This window comes from Krasilnikovia sp. M28-CT-15 (assembly GCF_047159595.1).
Taxonomy (GTDB): domain Bacteria; phylum Actinomycetota; class Actinomycetes; order Mycobacteriales; family Micromonosporaceae; genus Actinoplanes.
Window position 1 is genome coordinate 2,113,021 of record NZ_BAAGAK010000001.1, and the last position, 21,512, is coordinate 2,134,532.

The window sequence follows — 21,512 nt, forward strand, 5'->3', positions numbered from 1 at the left end:
CTCGCTCGTCGATGTCTGGGCCGTTAGGGTGCGGGAGGCGCTCACGAGGCGCCGTACCGATCCCCCCGAAAGGCCCACGATGACCCTCCCCTCCCGTGTGTCGCGGCGCAGCATCCTCGCCGCCGCGGCCGCCTCCGTCGCCGCCCCGGTCGCGGCTGCCGGCAGCGCTCAGGCCGCGCCGCCCCGCCCGGCCGCGAAGACCTACGACCTCACCGTGCTCGGCACCTCCGACACCCACGGCAACGTCTACAACTGGGACTACTACTCCGACCGGGAATTCGACGACAAGGCGCACAACGACGTCGGCGTGGCCAAGCTCGCCGCCCTGGTGAACCAGATCCGGGAGCAGCGCTGCGGCAAGGCCACGCTGGTGCTCGACGCGGGCGACACGATCCAGGGCACCCCACTGGCCACGTACTACGCCAAGCAGGAGCCGATCACCTCGACCGGTGAGAAGCACCCGATGTCGCGGGCGATGAACGTGCTGCGCTACGACGCGGTGACGCTGGGGAACCACGAGTTCAACTACGGGTTGCCGCTGCTGAATCTGTGGATCCGCCAGCTCGGCTTCCCGGCCCTGGCCGCGAACGCGGTGCACGCGGGCACGGACCGGCCGGCCTTCACCCCGTACGTGATCAAGAAGGTGTCGCTGGGCCACGGCGCGCCGGTGCTGCGCGTGGGCATCCTCGGGCTGACCAACCCCGGCGTCGCCATCTGGGACCGCGGCAACGTGGCAGGCAAGCTGGAGTTCCGCGACATGGTGGCCACGGCCGCGCACTGGGTGCCGATCATCCGCGCCCGCGGGGCCGACCTGGTGCTGGTCAGCGCGCACGGCGGCGACAGCGGCACGTCCAGCTACGGGCCGGAACTGCCGAACGAGAACCCGTGTGCGCTGATCGCGCAGCAGGTGCCGGGCATCGACGCGATCCTGTTCGGGCACGCCCACGCGGAGGTTCCGCAGCGGTTCGTCACCAACGACGCCACCGGCGCTCAGGTACTGCTGTCGGAGCCGTCGAAGTGGGGCCAGCGGCTGACCCGGATGGATTTCACGCTGACCCGCGAGCAGGGCCGCTGGGTCGTCACCGACAAGAAGGCGGCCACCCTCAACACCAACGCCGTGGCCGAGGACCCGGACGTGCTCGCGGCGGTGCGGGCCCAGCACGCCAAGACGGTCGCGTATGTGAACCAGGTCGTCGCCACGTCCACGCAGGAGCTGTCGGCCGCGGAGTCGCGCCTGCGGGACACGCCGATCCTGGACTTCATCAACAAGGTGCAGACCGACACGGTCGCCGCGGCGCTGGCCGGCACGGAACACGCGGGGCTGCCGGTGCTGTCGATCGCGGCGCCGTTCAGCCGGACCGCGGTCTTCCCGCAGGGCGAGGTGAAGATCAAGGACGTTGCCGGGCTGTACATCTACGACAACACGCTCGAGGCGGTGGTGCTCACCGGTGCGGAGGTGAAGGCGTACCTGGAGTATTCGGCGAAGTACTTCGTGACGCTGGACCCGCAGGCGCCGGTGGATCCGGCGACGATGAGCGACCCGGCGGTCCCGGACTACAACTACGACATCCTGTCCGGCGTGGACTACGACATCGACATCAGCCGGCCGGTGGGGGAGCGGATCAGCGGGTTGCGCTCCGGTGGTGCCGACGTGGCGGCCGACGCCCGCTTCGTCGTCGCGGTGAACAACTACCGCCGCAGCGGCGGGGGCAACTTCCCCGGCATCGTGAAGCCGCAGGTCTACAACGCCCAGCAGGAGATCCGTCAGCTGCTCATCGACTGGGCGCAGGCCAAAGGCCGGATCGATCCCGCGGACTTCTTCGTCGCCAACTGGCGGCTGACGCGCGGGGGAGTGCCCGTCTTCTGACTCCTCCGGTGGGCGTGTCCGTGCGAGGCACGCCCACCCGGCATCAGTGGCGCTTCACGAGCGTCCAGTCGCCGTGCGAGTCCGCGGTCACCCGCACCGTGCGCGCGCGCCCGTCGGCCAGCGTGAGCGCGCACTCGTAGTTGCGCAGGCCGTCATCGCCGCGCTCGTCGAGCGGCTGACAGGTCGCCGTGGTCGCGGTCATCTTCGCCGCATTCGGCAGCTCGCCGTCGGCGACGATGTTCTCCTGAAGCTGCTTGAGCACCGCGCCCTCGCGCAGCTCGAGGTACTCGGGCAGGACGAGCGTCTGGCCCACGCCCGCCGTGATGAGGGCACCCAGCGCCAGCGAAACGCCGAAGACGATCCAGTACGGCGCCGCCGACGCCCGGATACGCCGTGCCTTCGCGGCGCGGCGGCGCGCGGGGATGGCACCGAAGACGCCGAACAGCAGCGTCCACACCGCTACGGGCCACGCCGCGGGCGGCCGGGGCTGGGCCGCCAGCCGCAGCTCCTCCGGGTAACGGACCAGTACCTGTCCGTGACGCAGGTGCGGGGCGTCCAGGTCGTACGCGCTGGGCGGGGCCGTCGGCGGCGGTGCCCACGGCGGCGCGGTCGGGTACTGCGGCTGCGGCAGCAGGGGCGCCGAGGAGTACGGGTCGGACGGTCGCGGGTAACCCGCGAAGTCCTGGCCGTACGAAGCCTGAGTCGTCATGTGGGGGGCCCTTCCAACGGCGGCCCGGTTGCACCAACCGCGCCAGTTCCCGCCCCATCGGCGCGACCCCGGCGGACTTGATCGCCGCCGTGTTCAAGTCTCGCTCTGGTTCACCTCAGTGCCGGATTGACCTTCGGCGCCCCAGGTCAGGGAGTGGTGGCAGCCTTCTCCGCCGAGCCCTTTTCCACCGAGCCCTTTTCCGCCGGGCCCTTTTCCACCGGACCGGCCTCCGCGCCCGGGCCGGTGCCGTCGCCTCCGCCGGTCGTCGGGGTGGTGGCCGGTGTCGTCGTGGTGGTCTGCGTCGGGGTGGTGGTCGTCGCCTGCGTCGGCGGGGTCGTCGTGGGCGTCTCCGTCGGCGGGGTGGTGGTCGACGGGGGCGCGGACGGCGGGGTCGACGGGATGGCCGACGCGGAGGAGTTCTGGTGCTGGGGGGTGCTGACCGGCTTGTTGGGCGCCTTGGTCGGCCCCACCGTGCGGATGGGCTCCACCGGGTCGTCCGTGATCCCGGCGTCCGTGCTGACCTCGGCCGAGGGCGGGTTCTGGGTGCGGTCGTTGGACTTGCCGTCGCCGCTGCCCATCGAGGCGAAGGCGATGGCGAAGCCGCCGACGACCGCGCACAGCCCCAGGAGGATCAGCAGTCCCGCCAGCCGGCTGCGCTGACCGAGGCTGCGCGGGGGCGGGTCGGCGACCGGGGCACGGGGGACCGGCACCGTCCGCGGTGGGGCGGTGAGCTGGGTGCCGGTCAGCCGGGCACCGGCCGGGCTGGCCAGGCGGGTCCCGGTCAGGTGGGCTGTGGTCATGCCGGTGGCCGTGAGGGATCGCCAGTCCATCGGACCGGCCGCCGCCAGCGCCGCATCCGCGAACTCGGCCGCGCTGGCGAAGCGCTCGTCCGGTGCCTTCGCCATGGCTCGGCTGATCAGCTCGCGGATCGGCTGGGGCACGTCGTCGGGCAGCGGTTCGGGCTCATCCTCCAGGTGGCGCAGCGCCACCTGCAGCGCGTTGTCCCCGTCGAACGGCGGATGGCCGGCCAGGCAGTGGTAGGCCACCGCACCGAGCGCGTAGATGTCCGTGGCCGGGGTGACATTGCCCTTGGCCACCTGCTCGGGGGCCATGTACAGGGCGGTGCCGACGATCGCGTTGAGGCCGGTGACGCTGGTGACCGCGTTCGAGCGGGCGACGCCGAAGTCGACCAGGATCACGGTGCCGTTCGGCTTCACGATGAGGTTGCCGGGCTTGACGTCGCGGTGCACCGTGCCGTTGAGGTGGGCGGCGTGCAGCGCGTCCGCGGCCTGGGCGACGATCGACATCGTCTCGGCGACCTCGAGGTGGCCCTGCTCCTTGAGCCGGGTGGACAGCGGCTCCCCGTCGACATACGCCATCACCAGGTATGCGCACTGGGTCTCGTCGGCGGGGTCACCGGCGCTGGCGTAGTCGTACACCTCGACCACGCCCGGGTGGCGGAACGCCGCCATCATCCGGGCCTCACCGTAGAAGCGCGCGGCGAACTCCGGGTCGGAGATCATGTTCTGCCGCAACACCTTCACGGCGACGGTGCGGCCGAGCACGATGTCCGTGCCGCGCCACACATCGCCCATGCCACCCGTGGCGATGCGCTCGTCCAACCGGTAGCGGTTGTCCAGAAGGTGTCCCGAACTGAGCACCAGCGGACCTTATCTAATCGAGGCGGGCAAGGGGTCCGACGTTGAGCCGGAGTAAGTCGCGCCCAACTGTACCGAGCGAGGTCCACGGGCCGCTGTCCCGCAGCCGACGGTGTGGCGTGGCGCGCGTTCGGGAGGCGGCCCGCAACTGCAGCGCCCGGCCGTCCGGATGGGTCAGCGCGAGCCGGGCGCCGATGATGCGGTAGGACAGTGATTGTCGAATCGCTGTGGGTGACGGAACCCGTCGAGTGGCGTGCAGCCCGGCCGAGCCGGTGACCCGCCCGGCCTCGAAGACCCGGTACGCCTCGGCGCCGGCCGGGACGGAGGCCGCCGTGTCGCGCTCCACCAGTGTCGCCACCGACCACCGCGGACCGGCCAGGGGACGGTCGGGCTCGGCGGCGTCACCGTGGCCGCATCCTGCGATCGACATGATTCTCACCGCCGTGAGAAATCGCCACCATCCGGTCGTCATACCGGCTGGGAGGTCGCACCACGACGAAGGCCCGGCGCCATTGCCGGGACTCCGCCGTTCATCGGACGCGGATCACGCCGGTGACATCCTTCGGCGTAGTCGTAGAGGCTCTTGATGTCGTTGTCGAAGTGCGGCCGGTCCATGTGGTCGGGGTTGTCGTGGCGGTGACTCACGACGCTGTCGGGGGTGGTTTTCCTGTTGCACCAGGCCCGGACCTGCTGGTTGTGGCCGTTCCAGGTGGTGCCCTGGCAGAAGTCCTGGACGTCACCCGGGAAGCCGCCACCCGCGGGATAGCCGAGAATGGTCACCGCGACCTGGTAGCCCCGGTTCCATCGCAGACCCTTGCCGCCGACCGTGGCGTCGTAGATTCCGCCGTTGGTCATGATCGCGATGGCCGTGTCTTCATCGTTGTTGCTGTTGTTGACCCACGCCGTACGGGCGGTCACACGAAACCTCCCACCGGCGAACCCCGGCACGAAGATGAAGTCCGAGTACCGGCCGCCGCCCGCCCCGGCGTGCACGCAGTGGCCAGCGGTCCGGACGAGACGACACTTTGCGCTGCTCAGCGCACTTGCCGAGCACTGGCCCGGGTCGTCGGGCACGGTCACGTACACCTTGCCGACGATATGGACTGATTCAGCGCGCACATGCCCCTCGGGGCTGGACGGGTGCGATGCTGCCGGGCTCGCCCTGCGGGGTGCGGGTACTCGGCCCGGTGGTGTCCGGCACCGTCAGGTCCAGATCCACGGCGGCGGCCATGCGTGGGGGTCCAGCACGCTCCAGCGCCGCGACGGCGGCCGGGCTGGTGACGGCCTGGCCGTCGGCCGTGCGGGGCGACCGTACTCACGTCGCCGGACGCCGCGGTGGACGGCTGCGCCCCCGGGCCACCGCGCCCCCGCTCGGCGTCAACGTCAGGGCGATCGCCGGTGACGGACCTGATTGATCTCTACGGAACCCCCTTTCCGTAGACGACATTCGATTACGAATCAAATTGATTATTCTCAATTGCTCATGCCGGGCCGGCGATTCGGCGTGCGGGTGGCTCATGCATTTGTTCACAGGATTCGACCCGCCGGCAGATCTGTACGGCAAATGTGAACGCCGGGAGTGGCAAAGTCGATGCGGTCCGCGCTAGGGAAGAAATGCACAAGTCTCGACATCAGGGGTGGACATGAACGGAACTTCTCGGCGTGCGCGGCTCCGGCTGGAAGGGCGCCGCGTACCAGACGGCCACCTGTTCGAGTGCCGTTACAGTCGGTTGTGACTCAAATCACCCTGGGTAATTGAGTGGACGTTGCTCGATAAGCTGGGCTTGTTTCATATGGGGCGCACAGCCGCCTGTCAGGTTCGCGGACTAGCCTTTCGGGCAGTTTCACCAGAGCCCAGCGGGGGACGATGTGTGCGCCCCCCGGCGACGGGTCGCCGTAGGCGGGGCAATACGCTGCGTCGCGGCCCGCGCACAGAGGAGACGCCCGGGGCATCCCGGGCGGGTGGAGGTAGTGCCGTGACGCTGTCGATACTGACGTCGACGCTGGCCGCAGGCGCGGTGGAGATCTCGCCGGTCGGCGAGATCGACGTCGAGAACGCCTACGAGATCCGGGAAGCAGTCGCCGCCCAGCTCGACGCGGCCAAGCCGGCCCGGATCGAACTCAACATGCAAGCTGTCACGTTCATCGACTCCACCGGGATCAGCGCCCTCGTGGCGGCCTTCCAGCTGGCCCGCATCGGCGGCACCCAGCTCGTGGTGACCCAGCCGAGCCGGTTCGCGCACCGCCAGTTGTGGGTGGCCGGGCTGCTGGGCCTGTTCGGCACGCCCGCACCGCACGACGGCCCTGACCAGTCAGCCGAGCAACCCGCGGTGTCCGGCGCCTGAGCGCCGTGCCTGCCTGAGCGCCGTAGGCCCACCGAGCGGCGCGCCCAGCTGGGCGCCGTCCCCTGGCCTGTGCGCCGTGCCCTAGCTGTGTGCGGGGACGGCGAAATGGACGCCCTCCAGCTGGAGCCGGACGTCCAGGGCCTCGCCGGGGGAGCGCAGCGGCGTCACCACCGCGTACGCGTCGGCGAGGGCCGCCAGATCGGTGCCCTCCTCCAGCGGCTCGTCGGCCGCCTGCACGGCCGTACGGATGTAGCCCTCGCCCGCCTCGGCGATGCTCATCTGGACCTGGCCGAACCGGGCCAGCCCGGCACGGCGCAGTCCCCGGATGCCGTCGGGATGCAGGTCCGGCACGTTGAGGTTGAGCACCGTGCCCGGCGGGGTGTGCACGAGAGTGGGCAGCAGCTGCACGGCCAGGTCGGCCGCGGTGCTCCAGTGGCGGCGCTCGTCGTCGCCGCGGTCCATTGCCGCGCCTCCGCTGATCGTGGTGGCGGCAGCCGGGGTCAGGACGTCCAGGGACACCGCGAGACCGTGGAGCCCGGCGTGGGAGGCGGTCAGGGTCGCCCCCACCGTGCCGGAGTGGATGACGGCCGTGCCCGCGTTGGCGCCGCGGTTGATGCCGGACAACACGATGGCGGGGGCCGGGCCGAACGCCTCCCGCAGCGCCAGCAGCACGATGAACGCGGGCGAGGCGGCCACCGCGTACGCGGTCACGTTGGTGGTCCCGGGCAGCTCGCGGGGCTGCACCACGATCTTGCCGTCCTGCTCGACGGCCGTCACGGCGGCGCTGCTGCCGCTGGCCTCGGTGAGCGGGGCGGCCACGACCACGTCGTGCCCGGCGCCGGCGACCGCCCGGGCAAGCCAGCGCAGGCCGGGTGCGTCGATGCCGTCATCGTTGGTGATGAGAATTCTGGGCTTGGTCATGCGGGCGCCTGCGTGGGATGGGGCACGGGCGCATTCATGCCCCCAAGTGTCACCGATGTGCCGGATACGCGTGGCGGGATCGGCGAAGTTGACCTCAGTGCGGCTCGGCGCTGAGATCCAGGACCGCACCGGCCAGTTCGGGGTGCGTACGCAGCAGGTCTTCCAGCCGTACCCGCCACCGGCCCAACTCGATGTCCGCCGCCCGGCGGTCGCCACCGGTCGCGGCGGCGGCGGTCAGCAGGCGTTCGCGGGTGTCGGCCAGTTCGCCGTAGAGGTCGGCGCCGAGACGGCTGACCACCCGGCCGGCGAACGCGGTGTACTCAGGCCCTTCCGCGGCGCGGACGAACGCCTGCGCGCCCTGCCATGCGACGCGGGGTTGATGGATCACTGTCCCAGCCATGGTTTCCCTCCGCTTTTGCCCATGGTTTCCCTCCGTTTTTGCATAGCCACGAAGTGTAGGGAGGCCGGGGTTCGCGATCCGGCCGTCGGCCCAGTCCGTGACGGTTGTGACGATCGTGCCCGGTGAGCTGTGATGATCGCCATAGTTGTTCACCAATCGGCGGGGGCGCAGGTGCCGCCGCCGGTCGCGGGCTCGACCTGTAGCGTCGCGTGCTCGATCGCGAAGTCCTCGTGCAGGGCGTGCCGGGCCGTGGCCAGCACCGCCCCGAGTTCGGCGGACGGCTCGAGCTGCAGGTGGGCGGAGGCCACCTCCATGCCCGAGGTCAAGGTCCACAGGTGCAGGTCGTGCACCCCGCAGACCCCTGGTACGGCCGCCAGCCGATCGCGTACCAGCGCCACGTCCAGGTGCGCGGGCGCGGCCTGCACGAGGATGCGGATCGCGGAGCGGGCCAGGCCGAACGTGCGCGGCAGGATCATCAGGGCCACCACGACCGCGACGATGGGGTCCGCGTACGACCAGCCGGTGAGCGCGATGATCGCGGCGGCGACGATCACCCCGGCGGAGCCGATCAGGTCGCCGATCACTTCCAGGTACGCCCCGCGTACGTTGATGCTCTCCCGGGCCCCGGCCCGCAGCAGCGCGAACGCGACCAGGTTGACCACCAGCCCGGCGGTGGCCACCACCAGCATCGGCGCGGCGGGCACGGGCGGCGGCTCGGTGAACCGGCGGACCCCTTCGATCAGCACATAGATGGCGACGCCGGTGAGCAGCACCGCGTTGGCCAGCGCGGCCAGCACCTCGAGCCGGTACAGGCCGAACGTGCGCTGCGAATGGGTGCCCGCCCGGGCGGCGGCGGTGATCGCGGCCAGCGCCATGGCGATGCCGAGCACATCGGTGAACATGTGTCCGGCATCGGAGAGCAGTGCCAGCGAGCCGGTGCCGATGGCGACCGCGGCCTCCACGATCAGGAACGCGGCCAGCAGGGCGGCGGCCCACCACAGCCGGGCGCGGTGGCGCGCACCGGCGCGCAGTGCCTGACCTCCGTGGTCGTGCCCGGCTCCCATCTGCCCCACCTTTCCGGCGCGGCGCGGCGCCGCGGTCAATGTATGTTCACATCGCTATGTATGCAAGTTGCGGTTCGGTGGCTGACTGGGGTATCAGCGAGAGGAATGTTCCATTTGTCGGGAAGGAAGCTTCGTGTCCGGACGTACTCTCGCGATTGTCGCGCTCGCCGTGGCGGGCGTCACCGCCCTCACCCCGCCCGCCTCGGCCCATCCCGCACCCGCCCCCGACCGGGCGGCCGCCCTGCCCGCCGTGCGCCCCACGCCCCTCGAGCAGCCGTCCGGACCGACGTTTGCCGGGCCCGCGGTGCTGCGGCTGCCGGACGGCTTCGCGCCCGAGGGCATCGCCATCGGCGCCACCGCCTACGCGTACTTCGGGTCCCGCGTCGACGGTGACATCTACCGGGTGAACCTGCGCACGGGGCGCGGGCGGACCATCAGCCAGGGCCCCGGCACCGGGTCACTCGGCATGAAGCTCGACGCGCGGGGGCGCCTGTTCGTCGCCGGGGGCAGCGGCGGCGACGCCCGGGTGCTCGACGCCGCGACCGGCCGGGTCCTGCGGTCATACCGGCTGCAGCACGTCCCGGCGTTCATCAACGACGTCGTGCTCGCGGGCGGGTCCGCATGGTTCACCGACTCGGTCAACCCGGTGCTGTTCCGGCTGCCGCTCGGCGCCTACGGAGAACTGCCCACGGCCGCGACCGCTGTGCCGCTGAGCGGGGACATCAGGTGGGACCCGGCGAGCTTCAACGCCAACGGGATCACGGCCACCCCGGACGGCCGCGGGTTGATCATCGTGCAGTCCGGCACGGGACTGCTCTTCCGGGTGAACCACGACGGGGTGACGCGGCGGATCGACCTCGGCGGCGAGAGCGTGCCCAACGGCGACGGGATGTGGCTGCGCGGCCGCACCCTCTACGTCGTACAGAACCGGCTGAACCGGATCGCCAAGATCAAGCTGGATCGCCGGGCCACCCGGGGAACCGTGCTGTCGCGCACCAGCGACCCGCGGTTCGACGTGCCCACCACCATCGCCGAATTCGGCGACCGGTTCTACCTGCCCAACGCCCGGTTCACCACGCCGCAGCTGCCGGACACGTCGTACACCGCCGTGGCGGTGCCCCGGCCCTGATCAGGGATGCCAGGCCAGGTCGGTGCCGACCGTGGTCAGGCGCTGGGTGGCCCGGGACAACGCCACGTACAGGGTGCGGACCCCGGCGCGGTCCACCGCGATCTCGCCGGGCTCCACCAGCACGACCGCGTCGTACTCCATGCCCTTGGCCTCCAGCGCGGTGACCACCTGGACCCGCTCCGGCAACCCGGACACCCACCCGGCCACCTCGTCGTGGCGCGGCACCGGGGTGATCACCCCGACCGTGCCCTCCACCTCGGCGAGCTGCTTCTCCGCGGCCTCGCGCACCGCCGCGGGCAGCACGCGAGCGTTCACCACGACGTCGACCGGCTCGACCCCGGTGCTGCGCACCGCCGACGGCAGCGGCATGTCCGGCATGATCGAACGGATCACCGACGCGGCGACCGCGAAGATCTCGGACGAGTTGCGGTAGTTGGTGGTCAGCGCGTACGTGCGGCGGGCCCGGGAACCCAGCGCCCGGTCGCGGGCCCGGTCCAGCTCCGCGGGGTCACCCGCCCAGGCGGTCTGGGCCGGGTCCCCGACGATGGTCCAGGATGCGTACTGGCCGCGGCGGCCGATCATCCGCCACTGCATCGGCGACACGTCCTGCGACTCGTCCACCACCACGTGGGCGTAGTCGCGGTAGTCGTCGTCGCGGCGGATCCGCCGGGCCCGGGCCGCCGCCTGCCGGTCGGCGTACGTGCTGACCTCACGCACCCCGTCCCGGACGTGGAATGGGTCCCGGCTGCGCCGCTGTGGCTGCCGGGGGCGACCCATCAGCTCGTCCAGCTCGTCCAGCAACGCCACGTCCGCGATCGTCGGGCCCTGCTCGGCGAGCGCGTCGAACGCGCCCTGCATCAGCCGGATCTCCGCCTGCGACAGCACCCCCTCGCCGTACGCGCGCAGCCGGTCCGGGTCGGCCAGCCAGCGCAGCACCCGCATCGGGGTGAACCGGGGCCACCATGCCTTCAGGAACTCGCGGAAGTCCTGGCGGTCCGCCAGCTCCGCCTCGAAGTCCGCACGCTCCGGCAGGGTGCGCAGGTGGGCCCGGGCCTGGGTCCACAGCGCCGCGAACACCCCGTCGAAGCCCACGCCCCGGACCTCGTTGCGGCGCGCGCCCTTGGGCAGCGCCCGGCGCCGGATCCGGTCCAGCTCGGCGGCGTCCAGGCGCAGCAGGGTGCCCCGGTACAGCAGCCGCAGCTCGGTGGGCCCGCCCGGCACCGCGTCGTGCGACGCGCGTTCCAGCACCGTACGCATCTTCAGCGAGCCCTTCACCGCGGCCACCGTGGTCGAGTCGACCCGGCTCGCGTCGTAGCCCACCATCATCGAACCCAGCGAGCGCAGCGTCGCGGTGTCCTCGCCCAGCGACGGCAGGACGGTCGCGATGTAGTCCACGAAGACCCCGGACGGCCCGACCACCAGGATGCCGCCGCCCGCGAAGCGGTTGCGGTCGGAATACAACAGGTACGCCGCCCGGTGCAGCGCCACCGCGGTCTTGCCGGTGCCCGGGCCGCCGGTGACCACGGTGACCCCGGCGGCGGGCGAGCGGATCGCCTCGTCCTGCTCGCGCTGGATCGTCGCGACGATGTCGCGCATCCCCCGCCCGGTGGCCCGGGACAGGCTGGCCAGCAGCGCGCCGTCGCCGACCACCCGCATGTCGGGCGGGGCCGCCTCGGGGTCCAGCAGGTCGTCCTCGATGCCGGTGACCCGCTCACCCCGGGACTGGATCATCCGCCGCCGCACCACCCCGAGCGGCTCGGCGGCCGTGGCCCGGTAGAACGCGGCCGCCGCCGGGGCCCGCCAGTCGACGACCAGCGGGCGCGACTGCTCATCGCGGATACCCATCCGGCCGACGTGGTGCACCGCGCCGGTGGCCAGGTCGAGCCGGCCGAAGACCAGGCCCTCGTACTCCGTGTCGAGGGCATGGCGGCGCCGGGCCGCGTGGAAGACCATCGCGTCGCGTTCGACGAGTGCCCCGAACGTGCCCACGCCGGCGAGCTGGTATCCCTCCTTCTCGGCGCGGGAGGCATCCCGGCGCAACTCGACGAGCCGGGCGTACACCCGGTCGACGTGCTGCTGCTCGGCGGCGATCTCCTGTTGCAGGACGGTGGCGTCGGTCAAGGTGGTCAGGCTCCTGGAAGAACGCGGTCGGCGACACGGGTGCCACCTGTACGGCGCCAGGGGGCAATCGAACCTACTCCTGTCGGGGGGCTCGCGTCGATGTCGGCACGCCCCCGGGTGACTGCACCGTGTCGCCCTCAGCAAACGTTCCGTTAGATCTTGGCAGCTCGGGCTCGTCGGTGCCGCCGGATCCGCAGGACCATCAGCCCGGCATGGCGCCGCCGCGGGTGATCCGGACGCCCGGCACTCGGCCAGGGTCCGGTTTCAGGCGGCCCGGTCGTATCCGCCGCGCCGCCGGTGTGCCCGGGCGCGGCGGCGGGCCCGCTCGGCGGGGGTGCTGCGGGCCGCGAGATCGGTGACCGCGAGTAGCGCCGCGGACACCTCGTCCGGCCGCTCCACGATCAGCATGTGCCCGGCTCCCGGGCAGACGGTCAGCTCCGTGCCGGGCAGGGCCTGGGCGATCGACGCCGCACACGGCGGCGGGGTCAGCCGGTCCCGCTCGCCGACCAGCACCGCGGCCGGTACGTCGCCCAGCTCCGCGAGCGTGTGCAGCCGCTGCTGGGTGCCGATCGAGGCGCGGAAGCCGCCGATCGAGCGCAGCGACGCGCGGGCCACCGCGCGCATCGTCACCTCTACCGCGTCCTCGCCGTGGCCGTCACCGAACAGCAGCCAGCGGATCCCGGGACGCAGCGCAGGGAGCACCGCCCGGTGCGGGCGCCACGCCCCGCAGCGGGCCAGCACCCCGGCGCCGGTCGTCTCGGCGGCTCGCAACAGCATCGCCAGCTGGGGGGAGAGGCCGTACCGGGTGTGGGTCGTGCCCTCGGCGGTGGTGGAGGCGAAGAGGAGCCCGGCGACGCGGGAGGCGAAGTCCTCGGGGTGGCGATCCGCGTACTCCATGATGGTCATGCCGCCCATGGAGTGGCCGGCCAGCACCACCGGACCGCGCGGCGCGTACGCGCGCAGCACCTCGGCCAGGTCGTCGCCGAGTTGCCCCAGCGTCGCGGAGAGCCGGCGGGTGGGGGTCGAGCGCCCGTGCCCCCGGGCGTCGTACGCGACCACCCGGACGTTGTCCTGCGCGGTCAGCGCGCGGATCTGGTGGTGCCACGTGCGGCGGTCCAGGCACCAGCCGTGCAGCAGCACGACGGTCACGGGGGCCTTGGCCGGGCCGCTGGTCTGCACGTGCAGCTGAACGCCGTCCGGCAGCGTCAGCTCGGAGTGGTCTGGCATGGGCACCTCCGCATGTCGCACGGCCCCGTTGTACCCACGGGTAATAAGCATCACGCGGCAGAGCGAGAATTGCCACAGCTGAGTCTGATCTTCATCGGCGATCTGTCCGATGTCTGGTCCGGTGCCCGATACCCGATGCGAGTCCGTACCGGCGGCTTCCACGCAACGTGACGTGATCTAGCTCGCAGTAGCTGACCCGGGCCGGTCGCTCGACGACAATCAGGGCTTATGACGGCCACCTCACCTGCCGCCCAGCCCGGATCTCCCAGCAACGCCGGACCAGCGCCCGCCGCGTCGATCACCCGCCCGGGTGACGCGCTGGCCGCGCTCATCGCAGGCAACCGGCGCTTCGTCGCCGGGCGGCCCGAGCACGGTCACGACGTCGCCGCCGCAGCCGCCACGTCGGGCGGCCAGCAGCCGCACGCCGTGGTGCTCGGCTGCATCGACTCGCGGGTGCCCCTCGAAGCGATCTTCGACCAGACCTTCGGGTCGATCTGCGTGATCCGTTCCGGTGGTCAGGTCGTCGATCGCGCCGTGCTGGGATCGGTCGGTTTCGCGGTGTCGGCGCTCGGCGTCCCGCTGATCATGGTGCTTGGGCACGCCCGGTGCGGCGCGGTGGCCGCCACCGTGGAGGCGGTGCGGACGGGCCAGCGCCCGGACGGCGACGTGGGTTATCTGGTGGACGAACTCACCCCCGCGGTGCAGGCGGTCGGCCCGGACGATCCGGACGCGGCGGAGAAGGCGATGCGCGTGCACGTGACCCGTACGGTGCGGCGGCTGCGCGACATTCCCGGCGTGGCGCAGGCCGTCGCGGACGGCCGGGTCGACGTGGTCGGCGCGGTGTACGACCTCGACACCGGCTGGGTCGAGCAGCTTCCCTGACCCGCCGACTTCCCAGACCCGCCGACTTCCCTGACCCGCCGACTTCCCTGACCCGCCGCCCGGTCCGCGGGGTCGTCGCACGGCGACGGGGTGCCCGCGAAGGCGGCGGACAGGTCCGCGAACAGCCACCTTGTCCCCGGGTTCGGTGCACAGCGCGAAACGCCCTCCCAGCGCGGGCCGGGAGGGCGTTGGCGTTGCGGTGCGACGTGCCGGGGCTCAGCCCTCGAAGACTCCGGCGTCCACGAGGCGCTTCTCGGTGTCGGCCCAGCCGTCGTTCGGGTGCGCCTCGCTGAGGGCGCCCAGCTCGGCCCGGATCTTGGCGCCGTGCCCGGCGGCGGACAGGACCCGGATCTCCTCGACGAACGCCTCGGAGTCGGTCTTGAGGTGGTTGGTCTTGCCGTTGGTCAGGTTGCGCACGTACGCGAAGCGGCCGTTGGCCAGCGGGATGAGGTACTTGAACTCACCGAGCACGCTGAGGGCGCCGCTCTGACCAGCCTGGCCGGCGCGGACTGATGCGCGGGCGGTCTTGGAGGTGTTGCTCGCCACGGCGGTACTCCTTGAGAAGCTGGGTGTCTGGACGGCGCGGACTGCGGGAAACGCACGGTGCAAGCAGCAGGGTGGTCGCAGAAAACGCCGCGGCAATCTTACACGCTCCGGCGATTGCCGTGCCGCCGGACCGGGTCCGGACGTTGAGCAGGGTGTGCCACTACGGCCAGTCTCATTGTCGATATTGCGGTTTCTCTGGCGCACCATCCGTACCACCCGGCATCATGGGACACGATCAACCGCGGTCGAGGTCGTAGGGGAAGACGCACCTCGGTCCCCGGGAGGTCACCGTGCCAACGTGTGGCGTCGTTTACGTCCACTCGACCCCGCTCGCCGTGTGTCAGCACGTCGAATGGGCGATCGCGCGCGTCCTGACCGCGCCGGTCAACCTGCATTGGACGGCTCAGCCGGTCGATCCCGGCATGCGCCGGGCCGAGTGCAGTTGGACCGGGCGCCCGGGGACCGGCGCGGAGCTGGCTGCTGCCCTCCGGCAGTGGCCCATGGTCCGTTTCGAGGTGACCGAGGAGCCCAGCCCCGGCTGCGACGGCGAGCGTTTCATGCACGTGCCCGGCCGCGGACTGTTCCGCGGCACCACGGGCGCTTCCGGCGACATCCAGATCGGCGAGGACCGGCTGCGGTCGATCATGGCGTCGGTCCGGGCGCCGGAAGCGCTGCCCCACGCCCTGGAGAAGGCCCTCGGCACCGCGTGGGACGCCGAGCTCGAGCCGTACCGCTACGCGGGCGACGGCGCACCCGTGACGCTGCTGACCCGGGTCGGGTGAACGGGTCACCCGTACACCGGATTGCGCCGGTGTTGCAGGGACCTGTTCCAATGACGCCCGTGAGAAAGGTGTTCCGGATCGCGTCGGCCTTACCTCTCGTCCTGCTGCCCGCGGCATGCGGCGACGATCCCGCCCCGCCGCCCGGCGCGCCCCGCCCCACGCCGTCCGCCGCCGCCCCGCAGCCGGTGCAGACCCCGGCCGGTGACCCGGCCGCGCGGGCGGCCGCGGTCGTCGCCAAGCTCGCGGACGAGGACCTCGCCGGGCAGGTGCTCATGCCGTACGCGTACGGAAACGCGGCGACCGAGGTCGACAAGGTCTCGGCCGCGGGTAACCGGGGGATCGGTGGCGTCGACACTCCCGCCGAACTGGTGGCGAAGTTCCGCCTCGGCGGGCTGATCCTGGTGAGCTTCACGGCCGGCGACCCCACCGCCGACACCAACCCCGCCACGAACGTGGAGAACCCGCAGCAGGTCCGGACGTTCACCACCGGGCTGCAGAGCGCCGCCGCCCGGTTGCCCGCACAGGCCCCGCTGCTCATCGGCACGGACCAGGAGTACGGCGTGGTCACCCGGGTCAAGGAGGGGGTGACCATGCTGCCCTCGGCGATGGGATTCGGGGCGGCCCGGCAGCCCCGGCTCACCGAGGACGCGTGGCGTGCCGCCGGCACGGAACTGGCCGCCATGGGGATCACGGTGGACTTCGCCCCGGTCGCCGACACCCTCGGATCGCAGGGCAGTTCGGTGATCGGCTCCCGCTCGTACGGTGACGATCCGAAGGCCAATGCCGCACAGGTCGCCGCGGCCGTGCGTGGCGTGCAGGATGCGGGGGTGGCCGCCGCGCTCAAGCATTTCCCCGGGCACGGGCACACCACCGGGGACAGCCACGACGAGCTGCCCGTGGTGGCGCAGAGCCGGGAGGCCCTGCAACGGAAGGACTGGCCGCCGTTCGCCGCGGGCATCGACGCCGGGGCTGCGGTGGTGATGTCCGGCCACCTCGACCTCACCGCGATCGACCCGGGAGTACCCGCCACCTTCTCCCACAAGATCATGACGGACGTGCTGCGCGGCCAGCTGAAGTTCACCGGCGTCGCTGTCACGGACGCGATGAACATGGCTCCGGCGAAGAAGTGGCCCGCCGGAGAGGCGGCCGTCCGCGCGCTCAACGCCGGTAACGACGTGCTGCTCATGCCGCCGGACCTCGCCGCCGCCCGGGACGGCATCCTGGCCGGGCTCAAGGACGGCAGCCTGCCGCGCCCGCGCCTCGTGGAGGCGGTCACCCGGATCCTGACCCTCAAGTTCCGCACCGCGGGCCAGCCCCAGCCGGAGTTGTCCGTGCTCGGCTCGGCCGACCACCAGCGGGCGGTGCTGGCCGCCGACGCCGCCTCGATCACCGTGCTGCGGGGCCGCTGCTCCGGCCCGCTGGTCAGCGGCCCGGTCACGGTCACCGCGTCCGGCGGGCGCGAGGCCGCCCGCAACAACCTGGTCGAGGCGCTGAAGGAGGCCGGCGTGGCGGTGCAGCCGTCGGGCGGCACGGTGATCCATCTCGTCGGGTTCGGGGACCGCGGCGCCGACCTGAGCGCCGACGCCGCGGTCACGGTCGGGATGGACGCGCCGTACCTGCTGTCGGCGGCGCGCTCGGCCACGCTCGTGGCGACGTACTCGTCCAGCAAGCTGTCGCTGACCGCGCTGGCCGCCGTGATCGCGGGCAAGGCGAAGGCGCCCGGTCGTTCCCCGGTCGCGATCCCGGGGCTGCCGCGCAGCGCCTGCGCGGGCTGACGCCGCAGCGCTCGCAGATGCTTGGTCGGATCTGGCTCGGATCTGGCCACGAGATGCTTCAAGATCTGGCCGACACGGCACGAAGCGCCCGGCCGGAGGAGCCGGCCGGGCGCTTCGGGACATGTGTTAGAGCGGGATGTTTCCGTGTGCCCCCCGCGCCGCCGGGGCGGCGGCCAGCGCCTCGGCGATGCGCCGCCGCGTCTCCTGCGGCTCGATCACGGCGTCCACCACGCCGATCTCCAGGGCGCGGTTGACCCCACCGGCGACCTTGGTCTGCTCCTCGATCAGCTCGGCGCGCAGCGCCTCGCGCTCCTCGTGCGGGGCCGCGGCGAGCCTCTTGCGGTGCAGGATGTTGACCGCCGCGCTGGCGCCCATCACCGCGACCTCCGCGGTCGGCCAGGCGAACACCGCGGTGGCGCCCAGCGAGCGGGAGTTCATCGCGATGTACGCGCCGCCGTACGCCTTGCGGGTCACCAGCGTCACCCGCGGCACCACCGCCTCGGCGAACGCGTGCAGCAGCTTCGCCCCACGGCGCACCACGCCGTCCCACTCCTGGCCGAGGCCGGGCAGGTAGCCGGGCACGTCCACGAGCACGATCAGCGGCACCCCGAGCGAGTCGCACATCCGCACGAACCGGGCGGCCTTCTCGGCGCTGGACGCGTCGAGGCAGCCGCCGAGGCGCAGCGGGTTGTTCGCGATCACCCCGACCGTACGGCCCGCGAAGCGGCCCAGGGTGGTCACGACGTTCGGGGCCCATTTGGCGTGCAGCTCCACGCCCGGCTCGTCGAGCAGCGCCTTGACCACCGGCTTGACGTCGTACGCCCGGTTGGCCTCGGCGGGCATGGCCGCGCCGAGGTCGTGCCCGGCCGTGGGCTCGGCCACGTCGGGTGGGCTCAGCCGTCCCTGGCGGCCCAGCAGCACGGTGAGCTGGCGGGCCTGCAGGATCGCGGTCTCGTCGTCCTTGGTGGTCACATGCACGACGCCGGAGCGCCGCCCATGCGGTTCGGGGCCGCCCAGGCGTTCCATGTCGACCTGCTCGCCGGTGACGCTGCGGACCACCTCGGGGCCGGTCACGAAGATCCGGCCGCCCTTGCTCATGATGACGATGTCGGTGAGCGCGGGCCCGTACGCGGCGCCGCCGGCCGCCGGGCCGAACACCACCGAGATCTGCGGCACCCGGCCGGAGGCCCGCACCATGGCGGCGAACACCTGGCCGACGGCGTCGAGGGCGACGACACCCTCGGCGAGGCGGGCCCCGCCGGAGTGCCAGAGCCCCAGCACCGGGACCCGCTCGCGGATCGCGGTGTCGATCGCGTCGACGATGTGCTGGCAGCCCTCGAGGCCCATGGCCCCGCCCATGCGGGTGCCGTCGGTGGCGTACGCGACGGCCGGGGTCCCGTCCACCTCGCCGCGCGCCCACAGCACGCCGGAGTCGTCGCGGGGGGCGAGCAGGCGCAGGGTTCCGGTGTCGAACAGCGACCGCAGCCGCAGTTCGGGGTCGCGTTGGTCGACTGTGGACGGTTCGGTGACGGGAATCGTGGCTGTCACGGTGCGGTCTCCAAGTCGGGGGGCGAGGGGTCAGACGCGGGTGAAGATCAGCGCCACGTTGTGGCCACCGAAGCCGAACGAGTTGTTCAGTGCCGCCGGAATCTCCAACTGCCGGGCCTTGAGCGCGGCCACGTCGAGGGTGAGCGCGTCGTCGGGGTCGTCCAGGTTGATCGTCGGGGGTACGACGCTGTCCCGGATGGCCAGGATGGTGGCGATGGACTCCAACGCCCCGGCGGCACCGAGCAGGTGTCCCGACATCGACTTGGTGGAGGTGAGCACCGGGTGCTGACCGATCGCGGTACGCACCCCGTTGATCTCGGCCATGTCACCGACCGGGGTGGCGGTGGCGTGGGCGTTGACGTGCACCACGTCGGTGGGGGAGATGCCCGCGTCCTGGATGGCCTTCTGCATCGCCCGGATACCGCCCAGGCCCTCCGGGTGCGGCTGGACGATGTCGTAGCCGTCGGAGGTCATGCCCGCACCGGCCAGGCGGGCGTACACCGTGGCGCCGCGGGCGGCCGCGTGGTCGGCCCGCTCCAGCACGATCGCACCGGCACCCTCGCCGAGCACGAACCCGTCGCGGGCCTTGTCCCAGGGCCGGGACGCCTTCTCGGGCTCGTCGTTGCGGGTGGACATGGCGCGCATGGCGGCGAAACCCGCGATGGGCAGCGGGTGGATGACCGCCTCCGAGCCGCCCGCCACGACCACGTCGGCCCGGCCGGAGCGGATGATGTCCAGGCCCCACGCCAGCGCCTCGGCGCCGGTGGCGCACGCGCTGGCCATCGAGTGCACCCCGGCCTGCGCGCCCAGTTCCAGGCCGATCCAGGCCGCGGGGCCGTTCGGCATGAGCATGGGCACGGTGTGCGGGCTGACCCGGCGCGGGCCGGACGCCTCCAGGATGTCGTCCTGGTGCAGCAGGGTCTGCGCCCCGCCGATGCCGGTGCCGAAGCTGACCGCGAGCCGTTCGGGGTCGAGGCCGGAGTCGGCCAGTCCCGCGTCGGCCCAGGCCTCCTGCGCGGCGATCAGCGCGATCGCCTCGGCGCGGTCGAGCCGCCGCAGCTTGACCCGGTCGATCACCTCGGAGGGCTCGACCGCGAGCTGCGCGGCGATGCGTACGGGCAGTTGGGCGGCCCACTCCTGGGTGAGCGGACTCACCCCGGAGCGGCCGGCCAGCATAGCGTCCCAGGTGGACGCGACGTCCCCGCCCAACGGGGTGGTCGCGCCGAGCCCGGTGACGACGACGTCGGTGGTGCTCATGTCAGTGGTTCGCCTCGATGTAGGAGACGGCGTCGCCCACGGTCTTGAGGTTCTGCACCTCGTTGTCGGGGATCTTGACGCCGAACTTCTCCTCGGCGGCCACCACCACCTCGACCATGGACAGCGAGTCGACGTCCAGGTCGTCGGTGAAGGACTTCTCCTCGGCGACGTCGTCCGGGTTCACCCCGGCGACCTCCTCCAGGATCTCGGCGAGGCCGGACGTGATCTCAGCGCGGGTTGCCATTGTCGGTTGGTTTCCTCTCGATGGTGGGACTTGCCTTGCGGCCGGGCCGGGCTGCTCAGGGACAGCGGACGACCTGGCCGGCGTATGTGAGGCCGCCGCCGAAGCCGAACAGCAGGACCGGGGCGCCCGAGGGCACCTCGCGGCGCTCGATCAGCTTGGACAGTGCCAGTGGCATGCTCGCGGCGGAGGTGTTGCCGGACTCGACGATGTCCTTGGCGACGACCACGTCGGGGCCGAGGCCCAACCGCTTGACGATGCCGTCGATGATGCGGGTGTTGGCCTGGTGCGGGACGAACGCGGCCAGTTCCTCCGGCGTCACCCCGGCCTTCTCGCAGGTCTGGCGCGCGAACGCCGGAAGCGCCGTGGTCGCCCAGCGGAAGACGATCTGGCCCTCCTGCTGGATGTACGGCCGCCAGCCCTCGATGCGCAGCACGTCGCCCTTGTCGGGCACCGAGCCCCACAGCACCGGCCCGATGCCGGGCTGCTCGCCGTCGGGCACCGCGCTGACCACGGCCGCGCCCGCGCCGTCGCCGAACAGCACCGCGGTGGTGCGGTCGGTCCAGTCGGTGACGTCGGACAACTTCTCCGCGCCGATGACCAGCGCGTTGCGGGCCGCGCCCGCGCGGATGGCGTGGTCGGCGGTGCCCAGCGCGTACGAGAAGCCGGAGCACGCGGTGTTCAGGTCGTATGCGGCCGGAGCGGTGATGCCCAGCCGGGCCGCGACCCGGGTGGCGACGTTCGGGCATCGGTCGATCGAGGAGCAGGTGGCCACCGTGACCAGGTCGATGTCGGCCGCGGTCAGCCCGGAGTTGGCCAGGGCCTTCTCCGCGGCGGCCGTGGCCATGTCCGCCACCGTCTCGGAGTCGGCCACGCGCCGCTCGGCGATGCCGACCCGGTCGCGGATCCACTCGTCGTTGGTGTCGATGATCTTGGCGAGGTCGTCGTTGGTGACGACGCGCGAGGGCTGGTAGTGGCCCATCGCGACGATGCGGGAACCCGCCGTCATGCTCCTGCTCCTTCTGTCGCGATCCCTCGGG

Annotated in this window: 20 protein-coding genes; 6 read left to right on the forward strand and 14 right to left on the reverse strand. The window is 72.1% G+C overall.

All coding sequences use genetic code 11. The features are described 5' to 3' along the window. Window positions 1–79: 79 nt before the first annotated feature. Window positions 80–1,867: a bifunctional metallophosphatase/5'-nucleotidase gene (locus ACMCNO_RS10070; protein WP_412749136.1), complete on the forward strand. Its 1,788-nt coding sequence runs from the start codon at window positions 80–82 to the stop codon at window positions 1,865–1,867. 43 nt (window positions 1,868–1,910) lie between these two features. Here ACMCNO_RS10070 and ACMCNO_RS10075 read toward each other — a convergent pair whose 3' ends face one another. The 4 genes from ACMCNO_RS10075 to ACMCNO_RS10090 all read right to left on the reverse strand — a co-directional run bounded on the left by ACMCNO_RS10075 (window position 1,911) and on the right by ACMCNO_RS10090 (window position 5,320). Beyond that, the gene (locus tag ACMCNO_RS10075) at window positions 1,911–2,576 is read right to left on the reverse strand and encodes a hypothetical protein (protein WP_412749137.1); all 666 of its coding nucleotides are present in this window, start codon (window positions 2,574–2,576) and stop codon (window positions 1,911–1,913) included. A 146-nt stretch (window positions 2,577–2,722) separates the two neighbouring features. Beyond that, complete coding sequence (locus ACMCNO_RS10080) at window positions 2,723–4,237, reverse strand: serine/threonine-protein kinase (RefSeq protein WP_412749138.1); 1,515 nt, start codon at window positions 4,235–4,237, stop codon at window positions 2,723–2,725. Window positions 4,238–4,250: 13 nt separating this feature from the next. Further along, window positions 4,251–4,664, reverse strand: coding sequence for a hypothetical protein (locus ACMCNO_RS10085; protein WP_412749139.1), 414 nt, complete (start codon window positions 4,662–4,664; stop codon window positions 4,251–4,253). 38 nt (window positions 4,665–4,702) lie between these two features. After that, window positions 4,703–5,320, reverse strand: coding sequence for a trypsin-like serine peptidase (locus ACMCNO_RS10090; protein ID WP_412749140.1), 618 nt, complete (start codon window positions 5,318–5,320; stop codon window positions 4,703–4,705). Window positions 5,321–6,210: 890 nt separating this feature from the next. Here ACMCNO_RS10090 and ACMCNO_RS10095 point away from each other — a divergent pair. Further along, a complete protein-coding gene (locus ACMCNO_RS10095; RefSeq protein ID WP_412749141.1) occupies window positions 6,211–6,579 on the forward strand; it encodes an STAS domain-containing protein in 369 nt (122 codons plus the stop codon). An 81-nt stretch (window positions 6,580–6,660) separates the two neighbouring features. Here ACMCNO_RS10095 and surE read toward each other — a convergent pair whose 3' ends face one another. The 3 genes from surE to ACMCNO_RS10110 form a co-directional block, all read right to left on the reverse strand. Then, entirely contained in the window at window positions 6,661–7,500 is an 840-nt protein-coding gene (surE, locus tag ACMCNO_RS10100) for a 5'/3'-nucleotidase SurE (protein ID WP_412749142.1), read from the reverse strand. Between the two features lie 94 nt (window positions 7,501–7,594). Further along, a complete protein-coding gene (locus ACMCNO_RS10105) occupies window positions 7,595–7,900 on the reverse strand; it encodes a hypothetical protein (RefSeq protein WP_412749143.1) in 306 nt (101 codons plus the stop codon). A 149-nt stretch (window positions 7,901–8,049) separates the two neighbouring features. Continuing rightward, entirely contained in the window at window positions 8,050–8,964 is a 915-nt protein-coding gene (locus tag ACMCNO_RS10110) for a cation diffusion facilitator family transporter (protein ID WP_412749144.1), read from the reverse strand. A gap of 133 nt (window positions 8,965–9,097) precedes the next feature. Between ACMCNO_RS10110 and ACMCNO_RS10115 the strand changes: the two genes are divergently transcribed. Then, a complete protein-coding gene (locus ACMCNO_RS10115; protein ID WP_412749145.1) occupies window positions 9,098–10,093 on the forward strand; it encodes an SMP-30/gluconolactonase/LRE family protein in 996 nt (331 codons plus the stop codon). On the opposite strand, the gene ACMCNO_RS10120 is transcribed toward ACMCNO_RS10115, so the two are convergent. Further along, window positions 10,094–12,214 carry a HelD family protein gene (locus ACMCNO_RS10120; RefSeq protein WP_412749146.1) on the reverse strand — a complete coding sequence of 707 codons (2,121 nt, stop codon included), beginning with the start codon at window positions 12,212–12,214 and terminating at the stop codon, window positions 10,094–10,096. It lies immediately after the preceding gene. Between the two features lie 264 nt (window positions 12,215–12,478). Further along, window positions 12,479–13,441, reverse strand: coding sequence for an alpha/beta fold hydrolase (locus ACMCNO_RS10125; protein ID WP_412749147.1), 963 nt, complete (start codon window positions 13,439–13,441; stop codon window positions 12,479–12,481). 228 nt (window positions 13,442–13,669) lie between these two features. Here ACMCNO_RS10125 and ACMCNO_RS10130 point away from each other — a divergent pair, with 228 nt between their 5' ends. Further along, complete coding sequence (locus tag ACMCNO_RS10130) at window positions 13,670–14,323, forward strand: carbonic anhydrase (protein ID WP_412749148.1); 654 nt, start codon at window positions 13,670–13,672, stop codon at window positions 14,321–14,323. 216 nt (window positions 14,324–14,539) lie between these two features. On the opposite strand, the gene ACMCNO_RS10135 is transcribed toward ACMCNO_RS10130, so the two are convergent. Continuing rightward, window positions 14,540–14,869 (reverse strand): hypothetical protein, encoded by a 330-nt coding sequence (locus ACMCNO_RS10135; RefSeq protein WP_130511313.1) that lies wholly within the window; start codon window positions 14,867–14,869, stop codon window positions 14,540–14,542. Window positions 14,870–15,159: 290 nt separating this feature from the next. Between ACMCNO_RS10135 and ACMCNO_RS10140 the strand changes: the two genes are divergently transcribed. Continuing rightward, entirely contained in the window at window positions 15,160–15,651 is a 492-nt protein-coding gene (locus ACMCNO_RS10140) for a DUF3145 domain-containing protein (RefSeq protein ID WP_412749149.1), read from the forward strand. A 50-nt stretch (window positions 15,652–15,701) separates the two neighbouring features. After that, window positions 15,702–17,426, forward strand: coding sequence for a glycoside hydrolase family 3 protein (locus tag ACMCNO_RS10145; RefSeq protein ID WP_412749150.1), 1,725 nt, complete (start codon window positions 15,702–15,704; stop codon window positions 17,424–17,426). A gap of 126 nt (window positions 17,427–17,552) precedes the next feature. On the opposite strand, the gene ACMCNO_RS10150 is transcribed toward ACMCNO_RS10145, so the two are convergent. The 4 genes from ACMCNO_RS10150 to ACMCNO_RS10165 are packed head-to-tail and all read right to left on the reverse strand — an operon-like array spanning window position 17,553 to window position 21,481. Beyond that, window positions 17,553–18,974, reverse strand: a complete 1,422-nt coding sequence (locus ACMCNO_RS10150) for an acyl-CoA carboxylase subunit beta (RefSeq protein WP_412749151.1) — start codon at window positions 18,972–18,974, stop codon at window positions 17,553–17,555. Between the two features lie 30 nt (window positions 18,975–19,004). Next, entirely contained in the window at window positions 19,005–20,231 is a 1,227-nt protein-coding gene (gene fabF / locus ACMCNO_RS10155; RefSeq protein WP_412749152.1) for a beta-ketoacyl-ACP synthase II, read from the reverse strand. Window position 20,232: 1 nt separating this feature from the next. Continuing rightward, window positions 20,233–20,475 carry an acyl carrier protein gene (locus ACMCNO_RS10160; protein WP_130511318.1) on the reverse strand — a complete coding sequence of 81 codons (243 nt, stop codon included), beginning with the start codon at window positions 20,473–20,475 and terminating at the stop codon, window positions 20,233–20,235. A 55-nt stretch (window positions 20,476–20,530) separates the two neighbouring features. Continuing rightward, on the reverse strand, window positions 20,531–21,481 hold the full coding sequence (locus tag ACMCNO_RS10165; RefSeq protein WP_412749153.1) for a beta-ketoacyl-ACP synthase III: 951 nt from the start codon (window positions 21,479–21,481) through the stop codon (window positions 20,531–20,533). Between the last annotated feature and the right edge of the window lie 31 nt (window positions 21,482–21,512).

Excerpts from the sequence above, each read along its gene's own strand:
- ACMCNO_RS10070 (WP_412749136.1), top strand. The coding sequence starts at position 80 with ATGACCCTCCCCTCCCGTGTGTCGCGGCGCAGCATCCTCGCCGCCGCG.
- ACMCNO_RS10075 (WP_412749137.1), bottom strand. The coding sequence starts at position 2,576 with ATGACGACTCAGGCTTCGTACGGCCAGGACTTCGCGGGTTACCCGCGA.
- ACMCNO_RS10085 (WP_412749139.1), bottom strand. The coding sequence starts at position 4,664 with ATGTCGATCGCAGGATGCGGCCACGGTGACGCCGCCGAGCCCGACCGT.
- surE (WP_412749142.1), bottom strand. The coding sequence starts at position 7,500 with ATGACCAAGCCCAGAATTCTCATCACCAACGATGACGGCATCGACGCA.
- ACMCNO_RS10105 (WP_412749143.1), bottom strand. The coding sequence starts at position 7,900 with ATGGCTGGGACAGTGATCCATCAACCCCGCGTCGCATGGCAGGGCGCG.
- ACMCNO_RS10110 (WP_412749144.1), bottom strand. The coding sequence starts at position 8,964 with ATGGGAGCCGGGCACGACCACGGAGGTCAGGCACTGCGCGCCGGTGCG.
- ACMCNO_RS10125 (WP_412749147.1), bottom strand. The coding sequence starts at position 13,441 with ATGCCAGACCACTCCGAGCTGACGCTGCCGGACGGCGTTCAGCTGCAC.
- ACMCNO_RS10130 (WP_412749148.1), top strand. The coding sequence starts at position 13,670 with ATGACGGCCACCTCACCTGCCGCCCAGCCCGGATCTCCCAGCAACGCC.
- ACMCNO_RS10145 (WP_412749150.1), top strand. The coding sequence starts at position 15,702 with ATGACGCCCGTGAGAAAGGTGTTCCGGATCGCGTCGGCCTTACCTCTC.
- fabF (WP_412749152.1), bottom strand. The coding sequence starts at position 20,231 with ATGAGCACCACCGACGTCGTCGTCACCGGGCTCGGCGCGACCACCCCG.
- ACMCNO_RS10160 (WP_130511318.1), bottom strand. The coding sequence starts at position 20,475 with ATGGCAACCCGCGCTGAGATCACGTCCGGCCTCGCCGAGATCCTGGAG.
- ACMCNO_RS10165 (WP_412749153.1), bottom strand. The coding sequence starts at position 21,481 with ATGACGGCGGGTTCCCGCATCGTCGCGATGGGCCACTACCAGCCCTCG.